Consider the following 21702-nt stretch of genomic DNA (forward strand, 5'->3'; position numbering starts at 1 on the left):
CATCATGCTGGGACCAACCGCACATACCGATACTTTTACCCGCGACAATTTGCCACCGGCTGATTCCTGGCCGGAATTTCTGCTCGACGGGTTTGATTACCCGGAATACATCAATGTTGGTGTGGAACTGACGGACAGGATGGTTGAACGCGGTTTTGGCGATCATACCGCCCTGATCGGCAATGGCCGCCAGCGCACCTATAAGGAACTGTCGGACTGGACCAACCGTATCGCCCATGCTCTGGCCGAAGATTACGGTGTTATGCCGGGCAACCGGGTTTTGATCCGCTCGGCCAATAATCCGGCAATGGTGGCCTGTTGGCTGGCGGCGACGAAGATTGGCGCCGTGGTGGTCAATACCATGCCAATGTTGCGCGCGGGCGAACTTGGCAAAATTGTCGATAAGGCCGAAATCGCCTTTGCCTTGTGTGATACAAGGTTGATGGATGAAATGGTTGCCTGTGCCAAGGACAGCCGGTTTTTAAAAAAAGTGATCGGGTTCGACGGCACGGCCAACCATGACGCGGAACTGGACCGCATTGCCCTGACCAAATCGGTAAAATTCAGTGCGGTGCAAACCGGGCGGGATGATGTTGCCCTGTTGGGTTTTACATCGGGTACCACCGGTGCACCCAAGGCGACCATGCACTTTCACCGTGATTTGCTGATCATTGCCGATGCCTATGCCAAGGAAGTTTTGGCGGTAACGCCGGATGATGTTTTTGTTGGCTCGCCGCCTTTGGCCTTTACCTTTGGTTTGGGCGGGCTAGCGATATTTCCCTTGCGCTTTGGGGCCACGGCGACGCTTCTGGAAAAGGCATCACCGCCCAATATGATCGAAATCATCGAAACCTATAAGGCAACCATCTGTTTTACTGCGCCCACGGCCTATCGCGCCATGCTGGCCGCGATGGATGACGGGGCGGATTTGTCATCGCTGCGCGCGGCGGTTTCGGCGGGGGAAACCCTGCCCGCCCCGGTTTACAAGGCCTGGATGGAAAAAACCGGCAAACCGATGCTGGACGGTATTGGTGCGACCGAGATGCTGCATATTTTCATTTCCAACCGTTTTGGCGATAGCCACCCGGCCTGTACGGGCAAGCCCGTAACCGGCTTTCAGGCCCGCATTGTTGATGAGGACATGAAGGATGTGCCGCCCGGCACGGTGGGGCGTTTGGCCGTGCGCGGGCCAACAGGATGCCGTTACCTGGCCGATGACCGGCAGGCAGGCTATGTCCGGGAGGGCTGGAATTTGACCGGAGATTCCTTTTATTGCGACGAAGACGGCTATTTCCATTTTGCCGCGCGGAGCGACGATATGATCATTTCGGCGGGCTATAACATTGCCGGGCCGGAGGTCGAGGCGGCCTTGCTTGCCCATCCCGATGTTGCCGAATGCGCGGTTGTTTCCGCCGCCGATATCGAACGCGGGCAAATTGTCCAGGCGCATGTGGTTTTGGTCGAGGGGGCAAATCCATCGCCGGAAATGGCAAAGCTGTTGCAGGACCATGTGAAGGCAACGATTGCCCCTTATAAATATCCGCGATCCATCGTGTTTACCGATGCCCTGCCGAAAACGGCAACCGGCAAAATTCAACGTTTCAGACTAAAACAGGAGCCCGCAGCATGACGGACTTTGCTGCCACCAAGGCACTTTTTCACATACCCGGAAATGTTATCTATCTGGATGGCAATTCTTTGGGGCCAATGCCCAAAGCCGCAATTGAACGCAGCCGTCAAACCATTGAGGACCAGTGGGGCGAAATGCTTATTCGCGGCTGGAATGATGCAAATTGGATGGACCTGCCCGGCCGGGTCGGCAGCCGTATTGCCCGCCTGATTGGCGCACCTGCCGGAAGCGTTGTGATGGGCGATACCCTGTCGATCAAGGTGTATCAGGCGCTGGCAAGTGCACTGGAGCTTAATCCCGGTCGCAAGGTTGTTCTTTCGGACAACGGCAATTTCCCGACCGACCTTTATATGGCGCAGGGCCTGATTGACAGTTTGAAACAGGGTCATGTCCTTAAAACTGTTCATCCGGAAGATGTCGAAGCCACGCTTTCTGACGAGATAGCGGTTTTGATGCTGACCCAGGTGGATTATCGTACCGGGCGCATGCACGACATGGCGGCCATTACCCGCAAGGCGCATGATCTGGGTATTGTCGTTATTTGGGATCTGGCGCATTCGGCTGGTGCCGTGCCGGTTGATCTGGCGGGTTGCAATGCCGAATTTGCCGTGGGTTGTACCTATAAATATTTCAACGGTGGCCCCGGCGCTCCGGCCTTTATCTATGTCCGCCCGGATCTGGCCGATCAGGTGCGACCGGCATTGTCCGGCTGGATGGGGCATCAGGCCCCGTTTGCCTTTGACCCGGATTACCGCCCGGCACCGGGGATTGAGCGGATGCGGGTTGGCACCCCGCCTGTTATTCAGCTTGCGATCCTTGATAGTGCCCTTGATGCCTGGGACGGGGTGGACATGGCCGATATCCGGCAAAAATCCATTGTCCTGTGTGAACAGTTCATTGCCGGGGTGGAGGCAACCTGCCCGATGCTGGAACTGGTTAGTCCGCGAAATGCCGAATGCCGGGGGTCCCAGGTGTCCTTCCGGTTTGAGGAAGGTTATGCCGTGATGCAGGCTTTGATTGCGCATGGCGTGATTGGCGATTTTCGGGCGCCCGATGTTATTCGTTTTGGTTTTACCCCGCTTTATCTTGATGAACAGGATGTTGCGGCGGGTATCGAAATTCTGGCCGATATTATGAAAAACCGTCTGTGGGATGCAGCGGAATACAAGAAACGTCAGGCAGTGACATGACCCAGAGCAACAAACCCTACGATCCCTCTGTCGAAGGGGCGGAAACCGAATTTTCCGGCAAGATGTCCTATGGGGATTATCTGTCGCTTGATGCCATTTTAACGGCACAGCACCCCAAAAGTGACGCCCATGACGAGATGCTGTTTATCATTCAGCATCAGACATCCGAGCTATGGATGAAACTTGCCATTCGCGAGATTGATGCCGCCCGCACGGTGATGCGCGAGGGGCAATTGCAGCCTGCCTTTAAAATGCTGGCCCGGGTGTCGCGGATATTTGAACAGTTGAATAATGCCTGGGATGTTTTGCGCACCATGACGCCCAGCGATTATACCACCTTTCGCGATGCGCTGGGCCCGTCATCCGGTTTTCAGTCCTGGCAATATCGCATGATCGAATTCATGCTGGGCAATCGTAACAAGGCGATGTTAAAGCCCCATGCCCACCGGACCGATATTCTGTCGATCCTGGAAGGCGAACTGGCAAAACCCAGCCTGTATGACGAAGCCCTGAATTTGCTGGATCGCAATGGCGTCACGGTACCCGAAGCCGTCTTGAAGCGTGATGTATCGGAGCCTTATGCGCCAAATGAGGACGTGATTGCGGCCTGGCAAACCGTTTACCAAAACCCGCAGGACCATTGGACACTGTATGAGCTGGCGGAAAAGCTGGTGGATTTCGAGGATTATTTCCGCCGCTGGCGCTTTAACCATGTGACGACGGTGGAGCGCGTGATTGGCTTTAAGCGCGGGACGGGGGGCACAGGTGGCGTTTCGTATCTGAAACGCATGCTCGAGGTTGAGCTGTTTCCTGAATTATGGCGTGTCAGGACGATCCTATAATGCAGGGTGATGACGATACATGCGGCGTGGCACAACCTGCCTTTATATGCCGTCACAAGGTGGGGTTTGCCCATTGTGACCCGGCAGGTATCGTTTTTTATCCGCGCTATTTCGAGATGGTCAATGCCACGGTCGAGGAATGGTTTGAAACCGGGCTTGGTTTCGGTTTTGCCCAATTGCATGGCCCGATGCAGGCAGCCGTGCCGACGGTTTCGCTTACGGTTGATTTCAAACAGCCCAGCCGCCTTGGCGACATTTTGGTGTTTTCCCTGTTCGTTGAGCGTGTTGGGCGCAGCAGTCTTGATTTGCGCATTGATGTGAACGGGCGGGCTGACCCAGCCGGGCAAAGCCGTTTGACGGTGACATTGACACTGGTTTTTACCCAAAAGGGCGTTACCGGTTCCGCCCCGTGGCCCGAAGATTTACGGGCCAAATTGGAAAGCAAAATAACAATACAGGATCATCATGATACATAAAATCGTGCAGCCCGAAGGCTGGGCCCCGCCCAAGGGATATGCCAATGGCGTGTTGGCAAGGGGCAGGACGCTTTATATTGGCGGGCAAATTGGCTGGAACGAAAAACAGGTTTTTGAAGCCAGCGATTTTGTCGGCCAGATGGAGCAGGCCCTGCGCAATATTATGGCTGTCGTTACCGCCGCCGGTGGACAGGCCGAACATATTTGCCGCCTGACCTGGTATGTGACCGAAAAGCAGGAATATCTGAACCATCAGCGTGAAGTGGGCGACGCCTACCGGCGCGTATTGGGCAAGCATTTTCCGGCCATGACAATGGTGGTAGTGCGCGCTCTGGTTGAGGACGAGGCCCTGGTCGAGATCGAGGCGACAGCCGTGCTGCCGGATTAGGCGGCACGGCATTATATTGGTTTGCCGGTGCTGTTTACGTGGATGATGTTGTCCCGCCTGGATTGCTGTTCAGGATGTGAATGTGGTCTGGGAATATCTTTTTAAGATATTTTGATATATCTTATTTTGGATTATATGCGGGTTATTTTGCGTAAAAGTCATAATTGAGTTCTTTAGGTAATTCTATTTGGTGTATATGATGCGCTGAAGGTATTTTGAGAATACCCGTAACTTCAATTGTAGTTGTTGCCGGGGCTGTATATTTCTGTTTCGTAACGAGATGACGTTTTTTCAGGTTGTCATTCGTCCAGAACTGGCGGGATAAACGTGTTGTTGCGAATGCGGTATGAATTAAAAAGAAACAGGCAGTGCCGAAAAATCCGGCGCTGCCTGCTATTTGTTTTCTGACCGGGTCCAAGGGGGAAAACTGCGCCGATCATTGGAAAGAGGCTTCTGCTTTTTACGGTGCCGTAATGCGAAAGCTGGCCGATTTCCCGGTTTTATCGACAATCATAAACGTTCCGGTTGTGTCTGCTGTCATGCCGTTATCAGGCATAGTCAACGTGATTGGCTGGTTCGCAATCGGCTCACCATAAGCATAGCTGGTGTTGGCATTTGTTTTTAAATCCGGCGCTGTTTCGCCGCCCTGATAAAAGATGCGAAAAGGCGCAGTTCCATTTTTTATGCTCAGGGTAATGGTGTTATTGCTGTCGGGTGTAAGTGCTGTCTCTGCCAATACAAGACCGGGTGACAGCTCAAGCGTGACGATATTGCTGGCGCCGTTATCATCAATAAAGCGCACCGGATAACTGCCATACTGGTTGCCGGTTCCGTTCCACTGAATGGTATATTCGGTGTCGCCATCCTGATTAAAATCACGCTCCAGGGTCAGTCCCGCCGGTTTGCGGGTCATGGCAGCCCGGATGGGGCGTTTACCGCCAATGATGCCAACGGTTGCACTTTGACCGGCTTGTAGCGAGATTTCGCTTTCGGTCAGCACCAGTGTTGTGGCGATCCCCAGATCGTTGCAACCGGCAAAATCAAACTCATAAGGTACCTGAAGGGTTGCCTGTAATTTCAGGTGAAAAGTCTCGAGATCCTCAGCAAGTATGGTTATCTCTTTTATTAGTTGTTCCTTGGTTTGTGGAGTATTGCCCTTTTTTTGTGGGTTCGTTAATTGAGTGACTTCTTCGAGCGGGAAGGACATGTTCTTGGCTGAAGGCAATGCCGCAGTTGCGTTTGCCTGTGTCAGATAACCCGTTGTGCTGCGTTGTACGGTCTCGAAAATGGTTGCGGGGTTGGGCAGTGTCTGGTCAAGAAGCTCGCGCATCTTGTCGTCAATTTCGATTAAAAGCTGACTGATTTCAACGGCGACACGGCTGCCTTTCAGGTTATGGGTATCAATGGCCTGTTGATCTTGGCTGATCTTTGTTCCGATCAGGACAAGCTGGTTGTCCACTGTTATCTTGTCTGCTCCCGTCAAGGATGCGGCTTTCTGTCGCAGGGTAAGATATCGTTCGGTCAGTTCATTCAATCTGTGCTGATAGTTCCCTGTTATGACGGGATCCGTCAGTATGCTGTTGGCGCGGCGCATGACGCAGGCGGTTGCTCTTGCGCCTGCACGATAGATTTCGCGTTTTTGTTCGGGGGCAAGGATGCTTGAACCCGCATAAAGCACAGCCGTGCCAAGGCCAAGGCCGGCAATCAGGTCATCCGGGCCTTCGCTAACCGCGGCCCAGATTGTGCCCGCAGCAAGGCCGAGAATGCCGATATTGACCAGGTTTTGGTCCGTGGTGATGTCATCAGCCGCATCGCGATAGCGTTTCCAGCTTATCAGCGCACTGGCAAAGGCGACACAACCCTGCTGCGGATAAAGGTCGGTCAGCGAGATGTCTTCGGCCTTCTTGCCGTTGCTGGTCCTGACCCCGCATAAATCACGTTCCCACAATGTCTTGTTGGCACCAATCTTCATATTCTTGGAAATCGGACTGTCCACATTGGATACCATCGCACAGCCGGATGTGAAAATCAGCGTTGTTGCCAAGGCACAACTGCGTAAAACCCGTGACTTTTTCATCATATCCCCCCGGACCACATCAACCCAAGGGTGTATGATTTCAGATTTTGATCATATGTAAATAAAATAGTTCAAATTTTGATAATTGACGCGGTGTGCTGCCAACTTGTCGAAGGCCGTCCAATAAGCGCCAGTAAAAGGTAAGGGGCTATTAGACTCAGCAATTATATTCCGGCTTGAGATGTATGATTTTTTTCGAGGGTTTTTGCCAGCAGTTGCGCAAGATCCATGAAATTGGATGGTACCTTGTCACAAAACAAATCAATCGACCCTTCTGACGGTAAACCGCAAGCAAAGTTAACCATGTTTCCGGGCCTGCTCTTGCTGGGAGCAGATCACTAGCACGTAAAGCTCCCATTAAAGACGGGCCGGTTTAAAGGGTGCTGAGCCAACTCATGCAGGTCCCAGCATGATAAAGGTCTCGCTCGCCGAGACGCCATCTGTCGCCCGAACAGTTGAGATAAGCTCGTTCAATTCCAACATGGTGGAAACCTCGATCTCGGTGATGATATCCCAAACGCCGTTGGTGTTGGAAACGGCGACGACGCCAGGCAGGCGCTTGATGACCGACACTGCTGGCCGCGGGGAGCCTTTCAATGTGATCAGGATAAATGCTCTGATCAGATCCTTGTTGATGTCATCCTTCAGACGGACTGTGAACCCTTTGATGTGCTCTTCCGCGATAAGCCGGTCCAGTCTCTTTTGAGCTGTTGCCCGGGCAACTCCCAGAAGCTGCGCAAGTTGCGGTACCGAAGCTCTCCCATTGATGCGCAGTTCCGCAATCATCCGCCTGTCAAGGTCATCCATCGATCACTTCCTATTTCGTCATTTTTATTACTATTTCGTCAGATATTGTGAATTTCAAGCACTTTGTGTTCTTTTTTGTTCTTTGTAAACATTCTACGCTTCTCTTCTGTTGATGCAGAGCCAGAGGAAAAAATCGGGACAATACAAATTAGCCCGGCTTCGCATTCTTTCGATCAGTCCATGTCTTTTGAACTGGCGTCGTAAATCACGCGACGATCCGCTGTGACGGGTCGCACTGGGAGATGAAATACATGAAATTAAAACAAGTTTTTTCTGCTGTTGTGATGGCTGCCGCGATTTGCTTGCCGTTCACCTCTGCCCAAGCGGATGACCTGCAAAAGATCCAGAATGCCGGCAAATTGTCTATTGCTATGTCTGGTGCGTTTCCACCGTTCAGTTTCGTTGACGAAAACAACCAGGTGGTCGGCTTCGATGTCGATATCGGCTCCGAAATCGCGCGTCGTCTAAAGACCACGCCGGTCATTGTGACGACCGCATGGGACGGCATTATCGCCGGCCTCATTACCGGTCGTTATGACACCGTTATTGGTTCCATGAGCATCACTGAAGAGCGCAAAAAAGCTGTAGATTTCGTTGGTCCCTATTATCGTTCCGGGCTTGCCGTTTTTGTGCACAAAGGTTCTGGCATCACGACTGTTGGTGCCTTGAAGGGCAAGACAGTTGGCGTCACGCTGGGCGAAGCTGCCGAGAAATGGGCGCGTGATCAGAACAAGTTCAACATCCGAACTTACAAGGGCCTTCCCGAAATGCTTCTCGATCTTACTGCCGGCCGCATCGATGCGATCGTCGCAGATGATATTCCGGTGTTCGTGGCGATGGCCAAGAGCAATGCGCCGGTCGAGCAGATCAAGGACGACACGCTGCCGCGCTATGACGTTGGTATTGCTATCCGCAAGAACAACCCCGAACTCGCCGCCGCCATGCAGAAGGCGCTGGATGATATGATGGCTGACGGCACCTACGAAAGCATATCGAAAAAGTGGATTGGTTACGACATCCGCTAAGATTTGTGGCCGGGAGGTCAACCCGGCCCACTTCCTTCTTTGAAAGCTTGACGGAGGGGTCGGCCTGACGAATGTCAGGCGCCCGTAGGCGTCGAACCTCACAGTTTTCAGGACTTCTCACCGTAAGGTGCCGTTTCCTGCCGCCTGGATAAAGCGGCACATCACTCATGAGCATACTCTGGAGAGTCCAGAATGGATTTCCAACTTATGGGGCAAATCTTGCCCTTTATGGCAGAAGCGTCCTTATTGACAGTCAGCCTGACAGTTTATTCTTTGGTCATCGGGCTGTTCGTTGCCATGATCGTCGCCATGGGGCGCTTTTCCTCAGTCAAGCCGATACGCTGGGTTGCAACGGCTTACGTTAGTATTATGCGTGGCACCCCCCTTTTGGTGCAGCTTTTTATCATTTTCTTTGGCGGTCCGCAGTTTGGTCTGGATCTGAAGCCGTTTTCGGCTGGCGTCCTGACAATGGGGCTCAATATCGGCGCCTATATGTCAGAGGGCATTAAGGGCTCCATCATTGCTGTGGATAAGGGACAGACGGAAGCATCACGTTCGCTTGGTTTCGGTCGCTTTGATACCATGCGGCTCTTCATCTTCCCGCAGGCGGCGGCACTGATGATCCGCTCTCTGGGTGTCAACACTGTTATTTTAGCAAAAAGCACCGCTCTTGTTTCAACAATCGGCGTTGTGGAACTGACCTACTCGGCACAACGGTTCGTCACTTCTACTTACAAGCCCTTTGAAGTCTTTGCCGTCGCCGGAGCGGCCTACATCGTTATCGTCGGAGCCATTCTCCTCACCGTGCGCGGTTTGGAACACCTGTTTGACGCCCACAGGAAGGCCGCAGCATGAGCTTCGATTTCAGCGTGGTATGGTCCTATTCACAACTTCTGTTAACCGGTCTGCTCTGGACTATTTTCATCACCGTTCTGGCTGGATCCATCAGCATTCTGCTGGGCATTGTGATTGCGACGACAACGTTATACGGGTCAAGAATTGCAAGCCTGCCGATGCGCGGTATTATCTTTCTGTTCATGGGGACACCGCTGCTGTTGCAGCTCTACCTGCTCTATTACGGGCTGTCGCAGGTGGGTATCATGCTGCCGGCTTTCTGGACCGGGGTGATTGGACTTGGTCTTCACTATGCTGCATATAACGCAGATATTTTCCAAGCGTCCCTAAAGGCTGTTGATCCCGGGCAGATGGAAGCGGCGAGATCCCTGGGCTTCAGCCGTGGCGCTACCCGGCGTTACTTCATCATACCGCAAGCTGTTCTTACCGCGTTACCACAAGTTGGCAATAACAGCATCATCCTCCTGAAAGACACCGCCGTTCTGTCAGTTCTCGGTATCTCCGAACTTGTCCTGGACGCACAACGTGCCATCAGCGAGACCTATCGCCCCTTTGAATTCTATTTCACTGCGGCTCTTCTCTATTACGTCGTCAATTTAGCGATGGAATTCATGCTGAGCATTGCCGGCCGCAAAACGGAAGAAATCCGATGAACCAGCAAAAGCCCATGATCGAATTGCGCCAGATCCGCAAATCCTATGGCAGCCACGAAGTGCTAAAGGGCATAGACCTCGTCGTCCCCCGTGGCAAAATCGTTTCTATTATTGGCCCCAGCGGCTCCGGGAAGAGTACCCTGCTCAGGTCGATCAATATGTTGGAAGAAACGTCGAGCGGCGAGATTTGGCTCGATGGCCAGCAAGTCAACCGGCCTTTGAAAGGTCGTGTGTTTGAGAAACACATCAACCATATCCGCCAGGAAATGGGCATGGTGTTCCAGCAGTTTAATCTGTTTCCCCACCTTACAGTCCTGCAAAACATCATGATCGGGCCCATGCGCCTTAAGGGGTTGACGAAGACTGCCGCGCGCGACCGTGCCAACGCACTCCTTGCGAAAGTCGGGTTGGCAGATAAGGGCCAGGCCTACCCCGCCCGACTTTCAGGGGGGCAAAAACAGCGTGTCGCGATTGCCCGCGCTCTCGCCATGCAGCCCAAAGTCATGTTGTTCGATGAGGCGACGTCAGCTCTCGACCCCGAGCTTGTCGAGGAAGTCAATCAGGTGATGAAGCAGCTCGTCAGCGAACACATGACCATGCTGATTGTAACACATGAGATGCGGTTCGCCGCTGAAGTTTCCGATCATGTTCTGTTTATGGATGGTGGCGTTGTCGTCGAGCAGGGCGATCCCCGTCAGATCCTGTCCAACCCGATCGAGGAGCGTACGCGCGTCTTCCTTCGCAAACACCTGTCGAATTAAATTACGGAGAAAAGGATGCCAAAAGCACAACAAAAGACGGTTCCGTCAACCGGAACCCGGATCGATAGGGAACGAGTTCGGGACTTTGCGCTGCGCCTTACGTCATGGCCAAGTGAAACCGGCACCTCGGGCGAAGCGAAGTTTGCTGATCAGTTATACGGACTTCTGAGCGAGCTTCCCTACTTCCGCGAGCACCCCGAAGACCTGTCTCTTGTCGACAGCCACGGCGACCCGCTTACCCGCAATGTCGTTGCCCTCGTTCGCGGCACAGGCAAGCGCACGCTTGTGATGGCGGGGCATTTTGATACGGTCTCAACGGACAATTACCACGAACTCAAGTCACTGGCATGCACCAGTCTTGAATTAAAGGATGCATTGATCGAAAGTCTGTCGGAGCGTGACGATCGCTCCGAGCAGGAGGAGCGGGCGTTGCAGGATTTGCTTGGTGGTGACTTCTTGCCTGGTCGCGGCTTGCTTGACATGAAAAGTGGTATCGCTGTTGCGATCGCTTGTCTGGAGGAGTTTGCCTCCAACCCTGATCGACAGGGCAATTTGATGCTTGTTGCCACGCCGGACGAAGAACGTGAAAGCCGTGGCATGCGATCGCTGCGAGATGCGTTGCCTGGCATTACGTCAGCATTCGATATCGAGATTGCGGCGGGTCTCAATCTGGACGTGACGTCCGATCAAGGCGATGGTAGCGAAGGCCGCGCTGTCTATGCAGGTACCATTGGTAAACTTCTGCCCTTCGCGCTGGTGATTGGTTGCAGCTCGCATGCCAGCTATCCATTTGAAGGCGTCAGTGCGCAGGCGATGGCCGCAGGGATTCTGGCGCGTCTGGAAGGTAATGCAGAACTGGCAGATCGTGATGACAATGATATTTCGCCACCGCCGATTTGCCTGGAAGCCAAGGACCTTCGCGATGGTTACGAAGTGACCACGCCGGAACGATTCTGGATTGCTTTTAACTGGCTGTACCATGCCATGACAGCCGACGAGCTTTTCGCCCGTTTCAGGGAGGAAGTACGATCCGGAGCAGCGGAAGCCGTGGATCGTTTCAGTTCCCAGTCTGTTGAATATGGCAGACTGATCGGTGGACGTGCGGGTGCTACTCCGGGAAAGCCACGTCTTTTGACGTTTCAAGAACTGCGCGCGCTGGCGGCAAAGGTTTGTGGAGAAGGCTTTGACGCGCTTTATGCCCAACGGGAGGCAGAGCTTTCCCATATCGATAATCCGCTTGCGCTTACACGGCAATTGACGGAGTGGTTGGTCGAGGTCGCTCGTCTGTCCGGCCCGGCAATCGTTATCGGATTTGCCGGGCTCCACTATCCTCCCAGTCATCTGCGGCTTAACGAACCCAATGATCGCGCCCTGCATCAGGCGATTGAGAGCGCGCGCGCAGGTCTTGGCAACGAGCCCGAGCGCAGTCTGGTCTGGAAACCTCATTTTCAGGGCATCTCCGACATGAGCTTCCTTGGTTTAGTTGCAAGTAACAGCCAGGTTGTTTCGGAAAACACGCCGATTTCGCGGCTGATTGATCAACCGCCGCACAATGCAGAGCACTTCCCGGTCGTTAATCTTGGCCCCTGGGGCCGCGAGTTTCACCAGAAGTTCGAGCGTGTGCATGAACCTTACGCGTTCGGAGTACTTCCGGGTCTCGTCTCTGAAATTGCCAAAACATTCCTCGCTGATAACAGCCAGGGAAAATGACGCGGAGAGGCATGTGAAGAACCGCTTTACATGCCTCATTGGCGCAAGGGTAAACCAAAAGGATTGAATATCATGACTGCTCATTCCAATCTGAACATCGTACCTTTTGTCAGCGTGGACCACATGATGAGGCTGGTACTAAAGGTCGGAACCGAAACCTTTCTTACCGAGCTCGCGATGTTTATCGAAGAGGATTTTCGGCGCTGGGCACAGTTCGACAAAACCCCGCGCGTGGCGTCGCATTCCCGGGAAGGCGTGATCGAACTGATGCCGACCAGCGACGGAACATTGTACGGCTTTAAATACGTTAATGGTCATCCGAAAAACACGAGGGAAGGCCGCCAGACTGTTACTGCCTTCGGGGTGCTGTCGGATGTTGGCAATGGCTATCCGATGCTGCTTTCTGAAATGACTATCCTGACTGCGCTGCGCACGGCTGCGATGTCGGCGGTTGCTGCGAAATATCTTGCCCGTCCCAATTCGAAGACCATGGCGATCATCGGCAACGGGGCGCAGAGCGAATTTCAGGCGCTTGCCTTCAAGGCACTACTTGGTGTGACGTCTCTACATCTGTACGACATTGATCCAAGCGCGACCGAGCGTTGTGCCAGGAACCTGTCCGGTAAAGGCTTCACTGTTAAGACCTGCAGTTCTTCTCATGCGGCAGTCGAAGGTGCCGACATCATCACGACAGTCACCGCAGACAAGCAGTATGCCACGATCCTGTCTGACAACATGGTCGGGCCTGGCCTGCATATCAATGCAGTCGGCGGCGACTGCCCTGGCAAGACCGAGTTGCACAAGGATATTTTGCTGCGCTCGGACATCTTCGTCGAGTATCCGCCGCAAACCCGTATCGAGGGCGAAATACAGCAGCTCGCTGCGGACCATCCGGTAAAAGAACTCTGGGAAATTATTGCTGGCAAGAGTGAAGGCCGTGAATCGGATCAGGCCATTACACTATTCGATAGCGTTGGTTTTGCTATCGAGGATTTCTCCGCGTTGCGCTATGTGCGCAGCAAGCTTGAAGAAACAGGTCTGTATGTCAATCTTGACTTGCTGGCGGACCCGGACGATCCGCGTGATCTGTATGGCATGCTACTTCGTCGTGAGGCGACGCTTCTAGAGATTTAGCCTTAACGGATCGGCGATTGCACCATTTGCGTCGCCGATCCCTGAGGCAGATGTTGTTCCCAGTACAAACAGGCAAGCCTTCGGTTTTCGCGGTGCGATATACAGGGCGCGGTGTCGCTGATGCACCTTACCTGAGAATGGGAAACTCAAAACAGGCCGCTTATGAAATGCTCCTCGTGGATCAGATCAAAGCACTTTAACCCCAAAAAGGTGGGCGGAAAATGAATGCGTCCTGACCCTGGTATAAATATATATCTGTCTTACCTTAACGCCTTCCCATCCGGGTCAAACAGATGCAGATTTTCAGCATCGAAGGTGAGGCCGACAGTTGCGCCGCTCTCCAGGTCGGAATGGCCGACAATGCGCACGGTAAACAGGCCGATATTTTCGACCTGGATATAGGCAAAGCTGTCAGAGCCCAGATGTTCCATCACCTCGATCTGGCCGGTCAGGGTGCCATTGGCCGGGTCGGTCAGGGTGATATGTTCGGGACGGATGCCAAAGCGCGTGGCTGTTTGCGCATTGCGCCCGGTGGCAAAGCTGCCGCCGCTGGCGAAGGAGATGGTTTCACCTTCGCCCGTGCAGTCCGCGACATTCATTTTCGGCGAGCCGATGAACTGCGCGACAAACAGATTGGCCGGCGTGCGGTAAAGTTCCAGCGGGGTGCCGACCTGTTCGATCCGGCCTGCCTGCAACACCACAATTTTGCTGGCTAGCGTCATGGCCTCCACCTGATCATGGGTCACATAGATCATGGTGGCGGCCAGCTTTTTATGCAGGCGGGCAATTTCCAGGCGCATTTCAACGCGCAGCCCGGCATCAAGGTTGGAAAGCGGTTCGTCGAACAAAAAGGCCTTGGGTTCGCGGACAATGGCGCGGCCAATGGCAACGCGCTGGCGCTGCCCGCCCGAAAGTTCCTTGGGTTTTCGGTCCAGCAACTGGTCAAGTTGCAGGGTGCTTGCGGCTTCATCGACCCTGGCCTTGATCGAGGCCTTGTCCATATGCGCGACTTCGAGGGCAAAGCCGACATTTTCGCGCACGGTTTTGTGCGGATACAGCGCATAGGACTGAAACACCATTGAAAGCTCGCGTTCCGCCGGGGGCTTGCCGGTGACATCGATACCATCAATCAGGATTTGCCCGTCGCTGGCCTCAACCAGCCCGGCAATCAGACGCAGCAGGGTGGATTTTCCACAGCCCGACGGCCCGACAAAAATCATCAAATCACCTTCATCGATGGTCAGGTCAATGCCCTTGATCACCTCGACATCACGAAAGGATTTGCGCACATTGCGAAGTTCGATCTGACCCATTTTATGGTGTCTCCGTTTTTGGTCGTGCCGTGGGCGAGGCCCAGTAAAGCCACATGGCGGCGGTCCATGAAAAATCCTTGCCGCCACCACCCTGGCCGGTGACGGGGCTGAAATATTCGCGAAAGCCGGATTTTGCGATCAGGGCGGCGGTATCGTTGGCAATCATCTCGGCAAGGTCGTGTCGGCCATGCTCGGCCAGGCCCGTGGCGATCATCCAGTTGATCATGGCCCATACCGGGCCGCGCCAATATCGGATATCGTCAAATGCCGCATCGTTGGGGTCAAAGCTGGGAACCGTAAAACTGATTTTCCGGCGCCATTCCATCAGGGTTGAATAATGTGCCTTTGCCCGATTATCGTTTTCCGGTCCTCCGTATAAGGATAACCAACTACCTGATGTTAAACGATTGTCTTTTTTATCATGTCGCAGGTTGAGCGTAACGTAACCTTGCGCGTCATCGGACCAAAGCTGATTAAAACCCTGACCAAGCCGGGCCAGCCGGGCGGTGGCGCGGCGGGCGATTTCAGGCAGGTTAAATTGCAGGGCAAGGGCGACCAGGTCGCGTTCGGCCCTGCGTAAAATAGCATTCATGGCGGGTTCGGCGACCCAGAAGGGGCAGGTTTCGGCAATGGTTTTAACATCCCACTGGCAGTTCCGGCCAAACTGCACCAGCGCCATATAGTGATCATAGTCGTGGTTTTGGGGGCGTTCGGCTTCGTTCACTATTTGGGTATCGCGACGCAGGAACGTGCCGACAGTGGATGTATCGACATGGGATAATGGTTCGTCCCAGTCTGGCAGGTTATCGCGCCCGCTTTCCCACGGGTGCATGATGGCAACCACACCGCGCCCATCGGGGTCACGCGCATCGGCAAACCACTGGTGCCAGCGGTCCAGCGCGTGCAGCATGGGCGTAACCCGCGCGCCATGATCGCCCGGCAGGGATGATGCAAGCTGGCGCACGACTGTTGCGGCAACAGGGGGCTGGGTAATGCCCGATGTGGGTGGGGTCTGGCCGCTTTGCCATTCGCCGGGGCCGGGGAAATAGCCTTCTTCGTGCTGCCAGAACACGATATGCGGCACCATGCCGTTATCCCATTGGGCCGAGAGCAGTTTTTCAATTTCCTGCCAGGCGCGGTTGGCATCATAGGTGGCAATGCCAAGGGCTGTGAGGGCGGAATCCCAGTTCCATTGAAAGGGATAAAGCCCCTTGGTGGGCACGGTATAGCCCTCCTTGTCATTGGCGCGCAGGATGTGACGCGCTTCGTCATCAAGTTGGGCCGTCGTTTCGGGATCAATCATGCCATCACCCTTTCACGCTGCCAGAGGTCAGGCCCTGCACCAGGAACCGTTCAAACCACAAAAAGATCACCAAAATCGGGATCGTGGCGACAACGGCACCCGCCATCAGGTGCTGGCGCGGGACTTCGGATGAATTAAGCGAGACCACGCCGCGCGACAGGGTGAAGATGTTGGGATCATCAAGGAACATGAAGGCAAACAAAAATTCGTTCCACGCGATCATGAACACATAAAGCGAGACCGATGCCAAAGCGGGCAGAGCCAGCGGCAGGGTGATTTTCCAGATCACGCCCAAGCGGCCCAAACCATCCATCAGCCCGGCTTCTTCCAGCTCCACCGGCAGACCCCGGAAATAGCCCTGGAGCATATAAAGCGCGACCGGCACTGTGGTGGCGGGATAAACAATCAGCAGGCCCAAAATTGAGTTGCGCAGGCCGACCTGGCTGAAGACCGAATAAAGCGGAATGACCAGCACGATCATGGGAACCAGATAAATCAGCAAGACCGATTTTGATAAAACACTTTGCCCCGGAAAGCGCAGGCGCGCCACCGCATAGGCCCCGGGAATGGAAAAGGCCAGGGTGATGATAACGGTACAGACCGAAACGATGGTCGAGATCAGCAGGAAACGGCCAAAATGGAACTTGGTGAACAGTTCGACATAGCTGTTAAACAGGCTGGCGCTGCCTTGCGATAAATCCACCGAAAGATCGAGCGGGTTTTGAAACAGGCTTTGCTGGCTTTTCAGGCTGGTCATCAGCATCACATAAAAGGGCAGTACCACGATGACGGTGAAAAAGACAAAGCCAAAACCGCGCAACACCCGCACAATCACAACATCAATTTTATAGCGGGTGAGCATGCCGCTTTCGATGTCCTCGAGGCAGGCGCGGTTTGCCAGGGTGACGGCACCGGCAATGATGGCAATGGCAATCGCCTGGCCCACCGGCGCACTGGTGAAGGGTTCGGTAAAGGGGGCGGCAAAGGAAAAGCCCAGCATGGCAATGATGGCCCCCATAAAGGCGGCCAGATAAAGCCCGTTGGTGCGCAGTTTGGGGCTGCGCAACATAATGATGGCGGCACTGACGGCCCCCTGGCGGCCCTGCCGGCCCCCGCCACGGCCCCGGCCGACAGCACCGGGGCCGATGGCAGGCCGGAAATCAGTGTTAGGGAAATGCCGGCAATGGCAATGGCGAGTATCCCCCAAAACAGCCCGGACAGAATGGCAAGAAGAAAACCGGTTCCGATACGCATGTCAGGAATCCTCGCGATGGACGAAGCGGAAATAAACAACGGCGAAAATCAGCAGCATGAAGAAAATGACCACGGCCACCGCAGCCCCCGCGCCAAGATTGGACAGGGCAAAACCCTGTTCGTAAACATCGACAGTTAAGGTGCGGGTGCCCGCGGCCCCGCCGGTGAGCAGGAAGATGTCGTCGAATTTGTTAAAGGTCCAAATGAAGCGCAACAAAAACAGGGTGGATAGAATGCCAATGAGCTGCGGTAGCGAGATATGCCAGAACTGTTGCAGCGGGGTTGCCCCATCTACTTCGGCAGCTTCATACATGTCTGATGAAATGGACTGCATGCGGGCGAGAATGAACAGAAAAGAGAGTGGAAAATACCGCCAGGCCTCGAACGCGATAACGGTGGCAAGGGCGAGGGGAAATTCAAAGGTGATGCCAAAGAAGGTGACAGGGACGGAGCGGGAGCCAAAGAAATTGATCCCTTCCTGGGCGATATTCATTTTTTGCAGCATGGCATTAAAGGTGCCGGAAAACGGGTCCAGCAAAATCAGCCAGGTAAAGGCAACGGCAATGACCGGGGCGACATAGGGGAACAGAAACAGTCCGCGCAGGATGGAACGCCCGGCGAATTTTTTATTGAGCAATTGGGCGGCAAACAGACCCAATACCAGTGCCCCGCCGGTGCCAAAAACGGTATAGGCAATCGTCACCCAAAAAACCGACCAGAATTCCCGCGAATTGAAAACATTGATGAAATTGTCAAAGGTGAATTCGCTGTTGGTCAGAATATTGTCTGCTGTGCCGCTGAGGACAGGCTCGCTTACGCGCGGGCGGACGGGATTATCGATATAGCTTTGGTCCGCCTTGACCCCAATCGACAGTCGTTCGCGCGCACCACCTTTCCAGTCCCCCAATTGGCAGGAAATTTTGCGATCTTCGACGCGGCAATGGGAATCTGCTTTGGCAAGGCTTAACCCGGCGGGCAGGGTATCGGTCAGGGTGACGTTTTTAATGTCGGCGGTTTGCGATGAATTGCGTAAACGATATTCGATTTTGGCTTCATCACCCGCCTTTTCCAAATGCCCGCGCAAGCGTTCGGAGGCAATGATGCGGGGGGCCCGTAGATCACCCAGGGTCACGGGTTTTGCCGAAATCCAGAAATTGGCAATCAGTGGAAATAGCACAATGCCCAGCACAATGACGAAGGTTGGTAAAAGCAGGCTGTAAGCCAGCCGGGCTTCACGCCTCTCCATCGGGCCGATGCGGCGTTTTTTGCCGCCGGGTACCGGAGATTTTGCGGGAGATTGTGGTGGGGTGTTGGTTGATGCCGTGTTCATGGGCCTGCCTCGTCATCCCGGCCAGGAGCCACGAAGCCCCCGGCCGGTTGTTGGCGTGATTGGAAACGCTTATTGAATTTTCGCGATTTCTTCGTTGATCAGATCGGCGGTTTCATCGGCACTGCGTTCCCCGTCAATAAATTCGCGGGTCAGGCGGTTGATGACCTGCGAATTGATGATGCGCGATGCTTCGGCCAGTTTGCCTTCCTTCACACCCCAGCGGTCCGCATTGTCCAGACCATTCATCAGGTTATCGATCACATCCTTTGAATAAATGTCGGATAGTGGTTTTTTGCGGTCCACACCCACCGGCAGGGTCATCCAGGCCTTGCGGAATTTTTCCGGGTCATCCTTGGTGCCGGTCCGCACCGGGAACTTGCCTTCGGGCGCTATCGACAGGGTTTGGGTATAGCCCTGATCAAGCGAGAATTTGACAAACTTCATCGCCGGGTCGGTATCGGCATCGGCGGTGACACCAAAATAGCGAATGTCGCCCCAGGCGGCCCCGTCCTTGTTCGATGGTCCCGAAAGCCGGGTGACGATGCCGGTTTTTTCGGCCAGTTCGGTGGAGGTCGGATCATCATTGATGGTGGGCGGGCTGCTGTTGCGCAGGCCAGCCAGCTCATCAAGGATAAAGGGCGACCAGATGATCATCGCGGCCTTGCCAGCAAAATAAACCTGGCGGGATTGCTTCCAATACAGGTCCCCCGGGGGGGATGCCTTGGCAAGGGTCTTGTAGAAATTCAGCGATTCAACCAGTTTCTTTTTATCAAAACCAATACTGCCATCGGGTTTGATCGGGGTGGCGCCATTGGCAAGGAAGACTTCCTCCAGCACCTGGCTCATGAAGTTTTCATCCACCTTGGTTGCGGCAACAAAGCCATACATTTCGGGCGGATTATGCAGGGCCTTAATCGCGGCTTCGATATTGGCATAGCTGTTGGGCGGGGCCAGGCCCTTTTCGTCAAACAGATCCTTGCGATAGAGCACCATTTGTGTCCAGCCGTCTGACGGTACGGCGGCAACTTCGCCGTTGAAATCCGCCATCTCCAGGGCCTTGGCGGTAAAGGTTTTGGGCCCCAGTTCCTTGACGATTTCGTCATTGGCAACTGTGTCGAGAATACCTGCTTCCGACCAGGGCAGCACATATTGCAATGTCAGGTAAATCACATCGGGCAAATCACCGGCGGCAAAGGCGGCCGTGGCGCGTTTGCCAAGGTCGGTTTCCGTAACGGGAATAACCTCGACGGCAGTGCCGGTTTCCTTTTCAAATTCCTTGGCCATTTCCTGCTGTTTGGCAAGGCGGTCGGGTTGTTCCTCGGTGGTCCAGAATCGTAACTGGGCACTGGCGATGGATGTGCTGGCCATCAGGCCAATGGCGGCAATCGCCAGAAGACGGGGAAATTTCAGTGTCATGAATAAGCCTCCCTTATATTGTTCAGTATTGTTCAGGCCGGGTTCCCTCCCGGCCGATTGACCGACGCGCGCGGCGTCAGCTTGGCCTGCCACAATGTCTGTGTCGGGGCAGATGGTGAATTGGTGCATAAATCCAGAATCATGCGACCCACCTCGCGGCCGATTTCGTAACTGTCCTGGTGCAGGGTGGTCAGGGCGGGTTGCACAGCCTCGCCAATAGGCAGGCCGTCAAAGCCCATAATTGAAATATCCCGGCTCACTGTCAGTCCGGCATGGGTAATGGCCTGCATTGCGCCAATGGCCACGGCATCGGTGACGCATAAAATGGCCGTGGGGCGGTCCTGTTCGGTGATGGTCAGTAAACGCCGGGTGGCGTGGAACGCGGATAGTTCGTCGGTGACACCGTCAATCAGATAGCCAACGCCGATATGGCCGTTTTGGTCGGCCATCGCCCGCAAGTAGCCATTACGTCGTTGCCAGGCAAAATTCAGGGTCGGATCTCCGCCTAGAAAGGCGATTTTGGCATGTCCAAGATCCCGCAGATAACTTACGGCATCCATAAAGGCCTGTTCATTGTCTATATCAAGCCATGAATAATCGTCTGGCGTGTCGGTGCGCCCCTGGGCGACAAAGGGAAGGCCGCTTTTGCGCAAATAATTGACCCGGTCGTCTTCACGCCTGGTACGGGCAATGACAAAACCACTGACTTTTCCCGAACCGGCAAGCCGGTTAATGACGTCAATTTCGTTTTGACCCTTCGGCACGGACGCGACAAGCAGGTCCCAGTCATGCAATGAAAGTTCCGATGCCAGACCGTTTAATATTTCCGCCAGAAACGGGTCGGAATGCTGGTTGCGGGTGGTGGGCAGCACAAAGCCGACGGTTTCAATAATCCCGCGTGCCAGGCGTCGCGCACTGGATGAAGGCCGGTATCCCAGTTCAAGGGCGGCTTTTTGCACGCGTTTGCGGGTTTTTTCGGCAATGTCGGGATAATTGTTCAAGGCGCGCGAAACAGTCCCGGCCGACAGCCCCAGATGTCGGGCCAGTCGGGCAATGGTGACGGGTACATTTCGTGACTGTAATTCGGACATGCAACCTCCCCGCCGGTTTGTTATGTGCGGGTTTTTATTTTTGCGCACATTTTCCGGGCCTGTTTTCCTTATTGCGTTAATAACGGTACCGAAAGCGCTTTCGGAAGTCAAATAACAGTCATCAGATGGCCGAGCAGAGGAATAAAAGGCCGGATAAGGGATAGGGTGCTTGATATGTTATTTCACGAAAACGAAGGGTGGGAACAGCCTGCGTCGATGCTGCCGTTTTGGTGTGTGCCATTTGTGGAGATGGCGGAATCGCCGAAACGCGAAATGCTATTTATGGTAGCAAGTTTGTAACATTGTGGCCCGATTCGACGGGTTTGGCGTGCAGCGATTCGTAAATTTCCCGTTTAGGGTGCTGTTTTGGCATCTTTTCGTAGTGCGGACAATTTTATACAATCTTGGCAGGCACTTGGACACCCGCAAAAACCTATCGCGTCAGGT

General features: G+C 54.2%; 19 protein-coding genes. 11 read left to right on the plus strand and 8 right to left on the minus strand.

Annotation, left to right across the window (positions count from 1 at the left end):
* Positions 1 to 4: 4 nt before the first annotated feature.
* The 5 genes from TH25_RS17310 to TH25_RS17330 are packed head-to-tail and all read left to right on the plus strand — an operon-like array spanning position 5 to position 4526.
* Positions 5 to 1630, plus strand: coding sequence for an AMP-binding protein (locus TH25_RS17310; RefSeq protein WP_114089562.1), 1626 nt, complete (start codon positions 5 to 7; stop codon positions 1628 to 1630).
* Entirely contained in the window at positions 1627 to 2820 is a 1194-nt protein-coding gene (gene kynU / locus TH25_RS17315) for a kynureninase (RefSeq protein WP_114089563.1), read from the plus strand. Before TH25_RS17310 ends, kynU begins: the two co-directional genes overlap by 4 nt.
* Positions 2817 to 3662, plus strand: a complete 846-nt coding sequence (gene kynA / locus TH25_RS17320) for a tryptophan 2,3-dioxygenase (RefSeq protein WP_114089564.1) — start codon at positions 2817 to 2819, stop codon at positions 3660 to 3662. The genes kynU and kynA overlap by 4 nt, the downstream gene beginning before the upstream one ends.
* Positions 3662 to 4138: an acyl-CoA thioesterase gene (locus TH25_RS17325; RefSeq protein WP_114089565.1), complete on the plus strand. Its 477-nt coding sequence runs from the start codon at positions 3662 to 3664 to the stop codon at positions 4136 to 4138. Before kynA ends, TH25_RS17325 begins: the two co-directional genes overlap by 1 nt.
* On the plus strand, positions 4128 to 4526 hold the full coding sequence (locus TH25_RS17330; protein WP_114089566.1) for a RidA family protein: 399 nt from the start codon (positions 4128 to 4130) through the stop codon (positions 4524 to 4526). Before TH25_RS17325 ends, TH25_RS17330 begins: the two co-directional genes overlap by 11 nt.
* A 460-nt stretch (positions 4527 to 4986) precedes the next feature.
* On the opposite strand, the gene TH25_RS17335 is transcribed toward TH25_RS17330, so the two are convergent.
* On the minus strand, positions 4987 to 6606 hold the full coding sequence (locus tag TH25_RS17335; RefSeq protein WP_147253040.1) for a hypothetical protein: 1620 nt from the start codon (positions 6604 to 6606) through the stop codon (positions 4987 to 4989).
* A gap of 390 nt (positions 6607 to 6996) precedes the next feature.
* The gene (locus tag TH25_RS17340; RefSeq protein ID WP_114089568.1) at positions 6997 to 7410 is read right to left on the minus strand and encodes an Lrp/AsnC family transcriptional regulator; all 414 of its coding nucleotides are present in this window, start codon (positions 7408 to 7410) and stop codon (positions 6997 to 6999) included.
* A 251-nt stretch (positions 7411 to 7661) separates the two neighbouring features.
* Between TH25_RS17340 and TH25_RS17345 the strand changes: the two genes are divergently transcribed.
* From TH25_RS17345 to TH25_RS17370, 6 genes are all read left to right on the plus strand, one after another.
* Positions 7662 to 8435 (plus strand): transporter substrate-binding domain-containing protein, encoded by a 774-nt coding sequence (locus TH25_RS17345; protein WP_114089583.1) that lies wholly within the window; start codon positions 7662 to 7664, stop codon positions 8433 to 8435.
* Positions 8436 to 8627: 192 nt separating this feature from the next.
* The gene (locus tag TH25_RS17350) at positions 8628 to 9290 is read left to right on the plus strand and encodes an amino acid ABC transporter permease (RefSeq protein WP_114089569.1); all 663 of its coding nucleotides are present in this window, start codon (positions 8628 to 8630) and stop codon (positions 9288 to 9290) included.
* Complete coding sequence (locus TH25_RS17355) at positions 9287 to 9943, plus strand: amino acid ABC transporter permease (RefSeq protein WP_114089570.1); 657 nt, start codon at positions 9287 to 9289, stop codon at positions 9941 to 9943. Before TH25_RS17350 ends, TH25_RS17355 begins: the two co-directional genes overlap by 4 nt.
* Positions 9940 to 10704 (plus strand): amino acid ABC transporter ATP-binding protein, encoded by a 765-nt coding sequence (locus TH25_RS17360; RefSeq protein ID WP_114089571.1) that lies wholly within the window; start codon positions 9940 to 9942, stop codon positions 10702 to 10704. The genes TH25_RS17355 and TH25_RS17360 overlap by 4 nt, the downstream gene beginning before the upstream one ends.
* Before the next feature lie 15 nt (positions 10705 to 10719).
* On the plus strand, positions 10720 to 12414 hold the full coding sequence (locus tag TH25_RS17365) for a M20/M25/M40 family metallo-hydrolase (RefSeq protein WP_114089572.1): 1695 nt from the start codon (positions 10720 to 10722) through the stop codon (positions 12412 to 12414).
* Between the two features lie 72 nt (positions 12415 to 12486).
* Positions 12487 to 13548 (plus strand): ornithine cyclodeaminase, encoded by a 1062-nt coding sequence (locus TH25_RS17370; protein WP_114089573.1) that lies wholly within the window; start codon positions 12487 to 12489, stop codon positions 13546 to 13548.
* A 260-nt stretch (positions 13549 to 13808) separates the two neighbouring features.
* On the opposite strand, the gene TH25_RS17375 is transcribed toward TH25_RS17370, so the two are convergent.
* The 6 genes from TH25_RS17375 to TH25_RS17400 all read right to left on the minus strand — a co-directional run bounded on the left by TH25_RS17375 (position 13809) and on the right by TH25_RS17400 (position 21255).
* Complete coding sequence (locus TH25_RS17375; protein ID WP_114089574.1) at positions 13809 to 14861, minus strand: ABC transporter ATP-binding protein; 1053 nt, start codon at positions 14859 to 14861, stop codon at positions 13809 to 13811.
* 1 nt (position 14862) lies between these two features.
* Entirely contained in the window at positions 14863 to 16164 is a 1302-nt protein-coding gene (locus tag TH25_RS17380; protein WP_114089575.1) for an MGH1-like glycoside hydrolase domain-containing protein, read from the minus strand.
* Positions 16165 to 16168: 4 nt separating this feature from the next.
* A complete protein-coding gene (locus TH25_RS17385; RefSeq protein WP_114089576.1) occupies positions 16169 to 17233 on the minus strand; it encodes a carbohydrate ABC transporter permease in 1065 nt (354 codons plus the stop codon).
* A 186-nt stretch (positions 17234 to 17419) separates the two neighbouring features.
* On the minus strand, positions 17420 to 18748 hold the full coding sequence (locus tag TH25_RS17390; RefSeq protein WP_220151445.1) for a carbohydrate ABC transporter permease: 1329 nt from the start codon (positions 18746 to 18748) through the stop codon (positions 17420 to 17422).
* A 69-nt stretch (positions 18749 to 18817) separates the two neighbouring features.
* On the minus strand, positions 18818 to 20164 hold the full coding sequence (locus TH25_RS17395) for an ABC transporter substrate-binding protein (protein ID WP_114089577.1): 1347 nt from the start codon (positions 20162 to 20164) through the stop codon (positions 18818 to 18820).
* Between the two features lie 32 nt (positions 20165 to 20196).
* Positions 20197 to 21255, minus strand: coding sequence for a LacI family DNA-binding transcriptional regulator (locus tag TH25_RS17400; protein ID WP_114089578.1), 1059 nt, complete (start codon positions 21253 to 21255; stop codon positions 20197 to 20199).
* Positions 21256 to 21702 lie beyond the last annotated feature (447 nt).

Source organism: Thalassospira profundimaris (genome assembly GCF_003326755.1).
Taxonomy (GTDB): domain Bacteria; phylum Pseudomonadota; class Alphaproteobacteria; order Rhodospirillales; family Thalassospiraceae; genus Thalassospira; species Thalassospira profundimaris_B.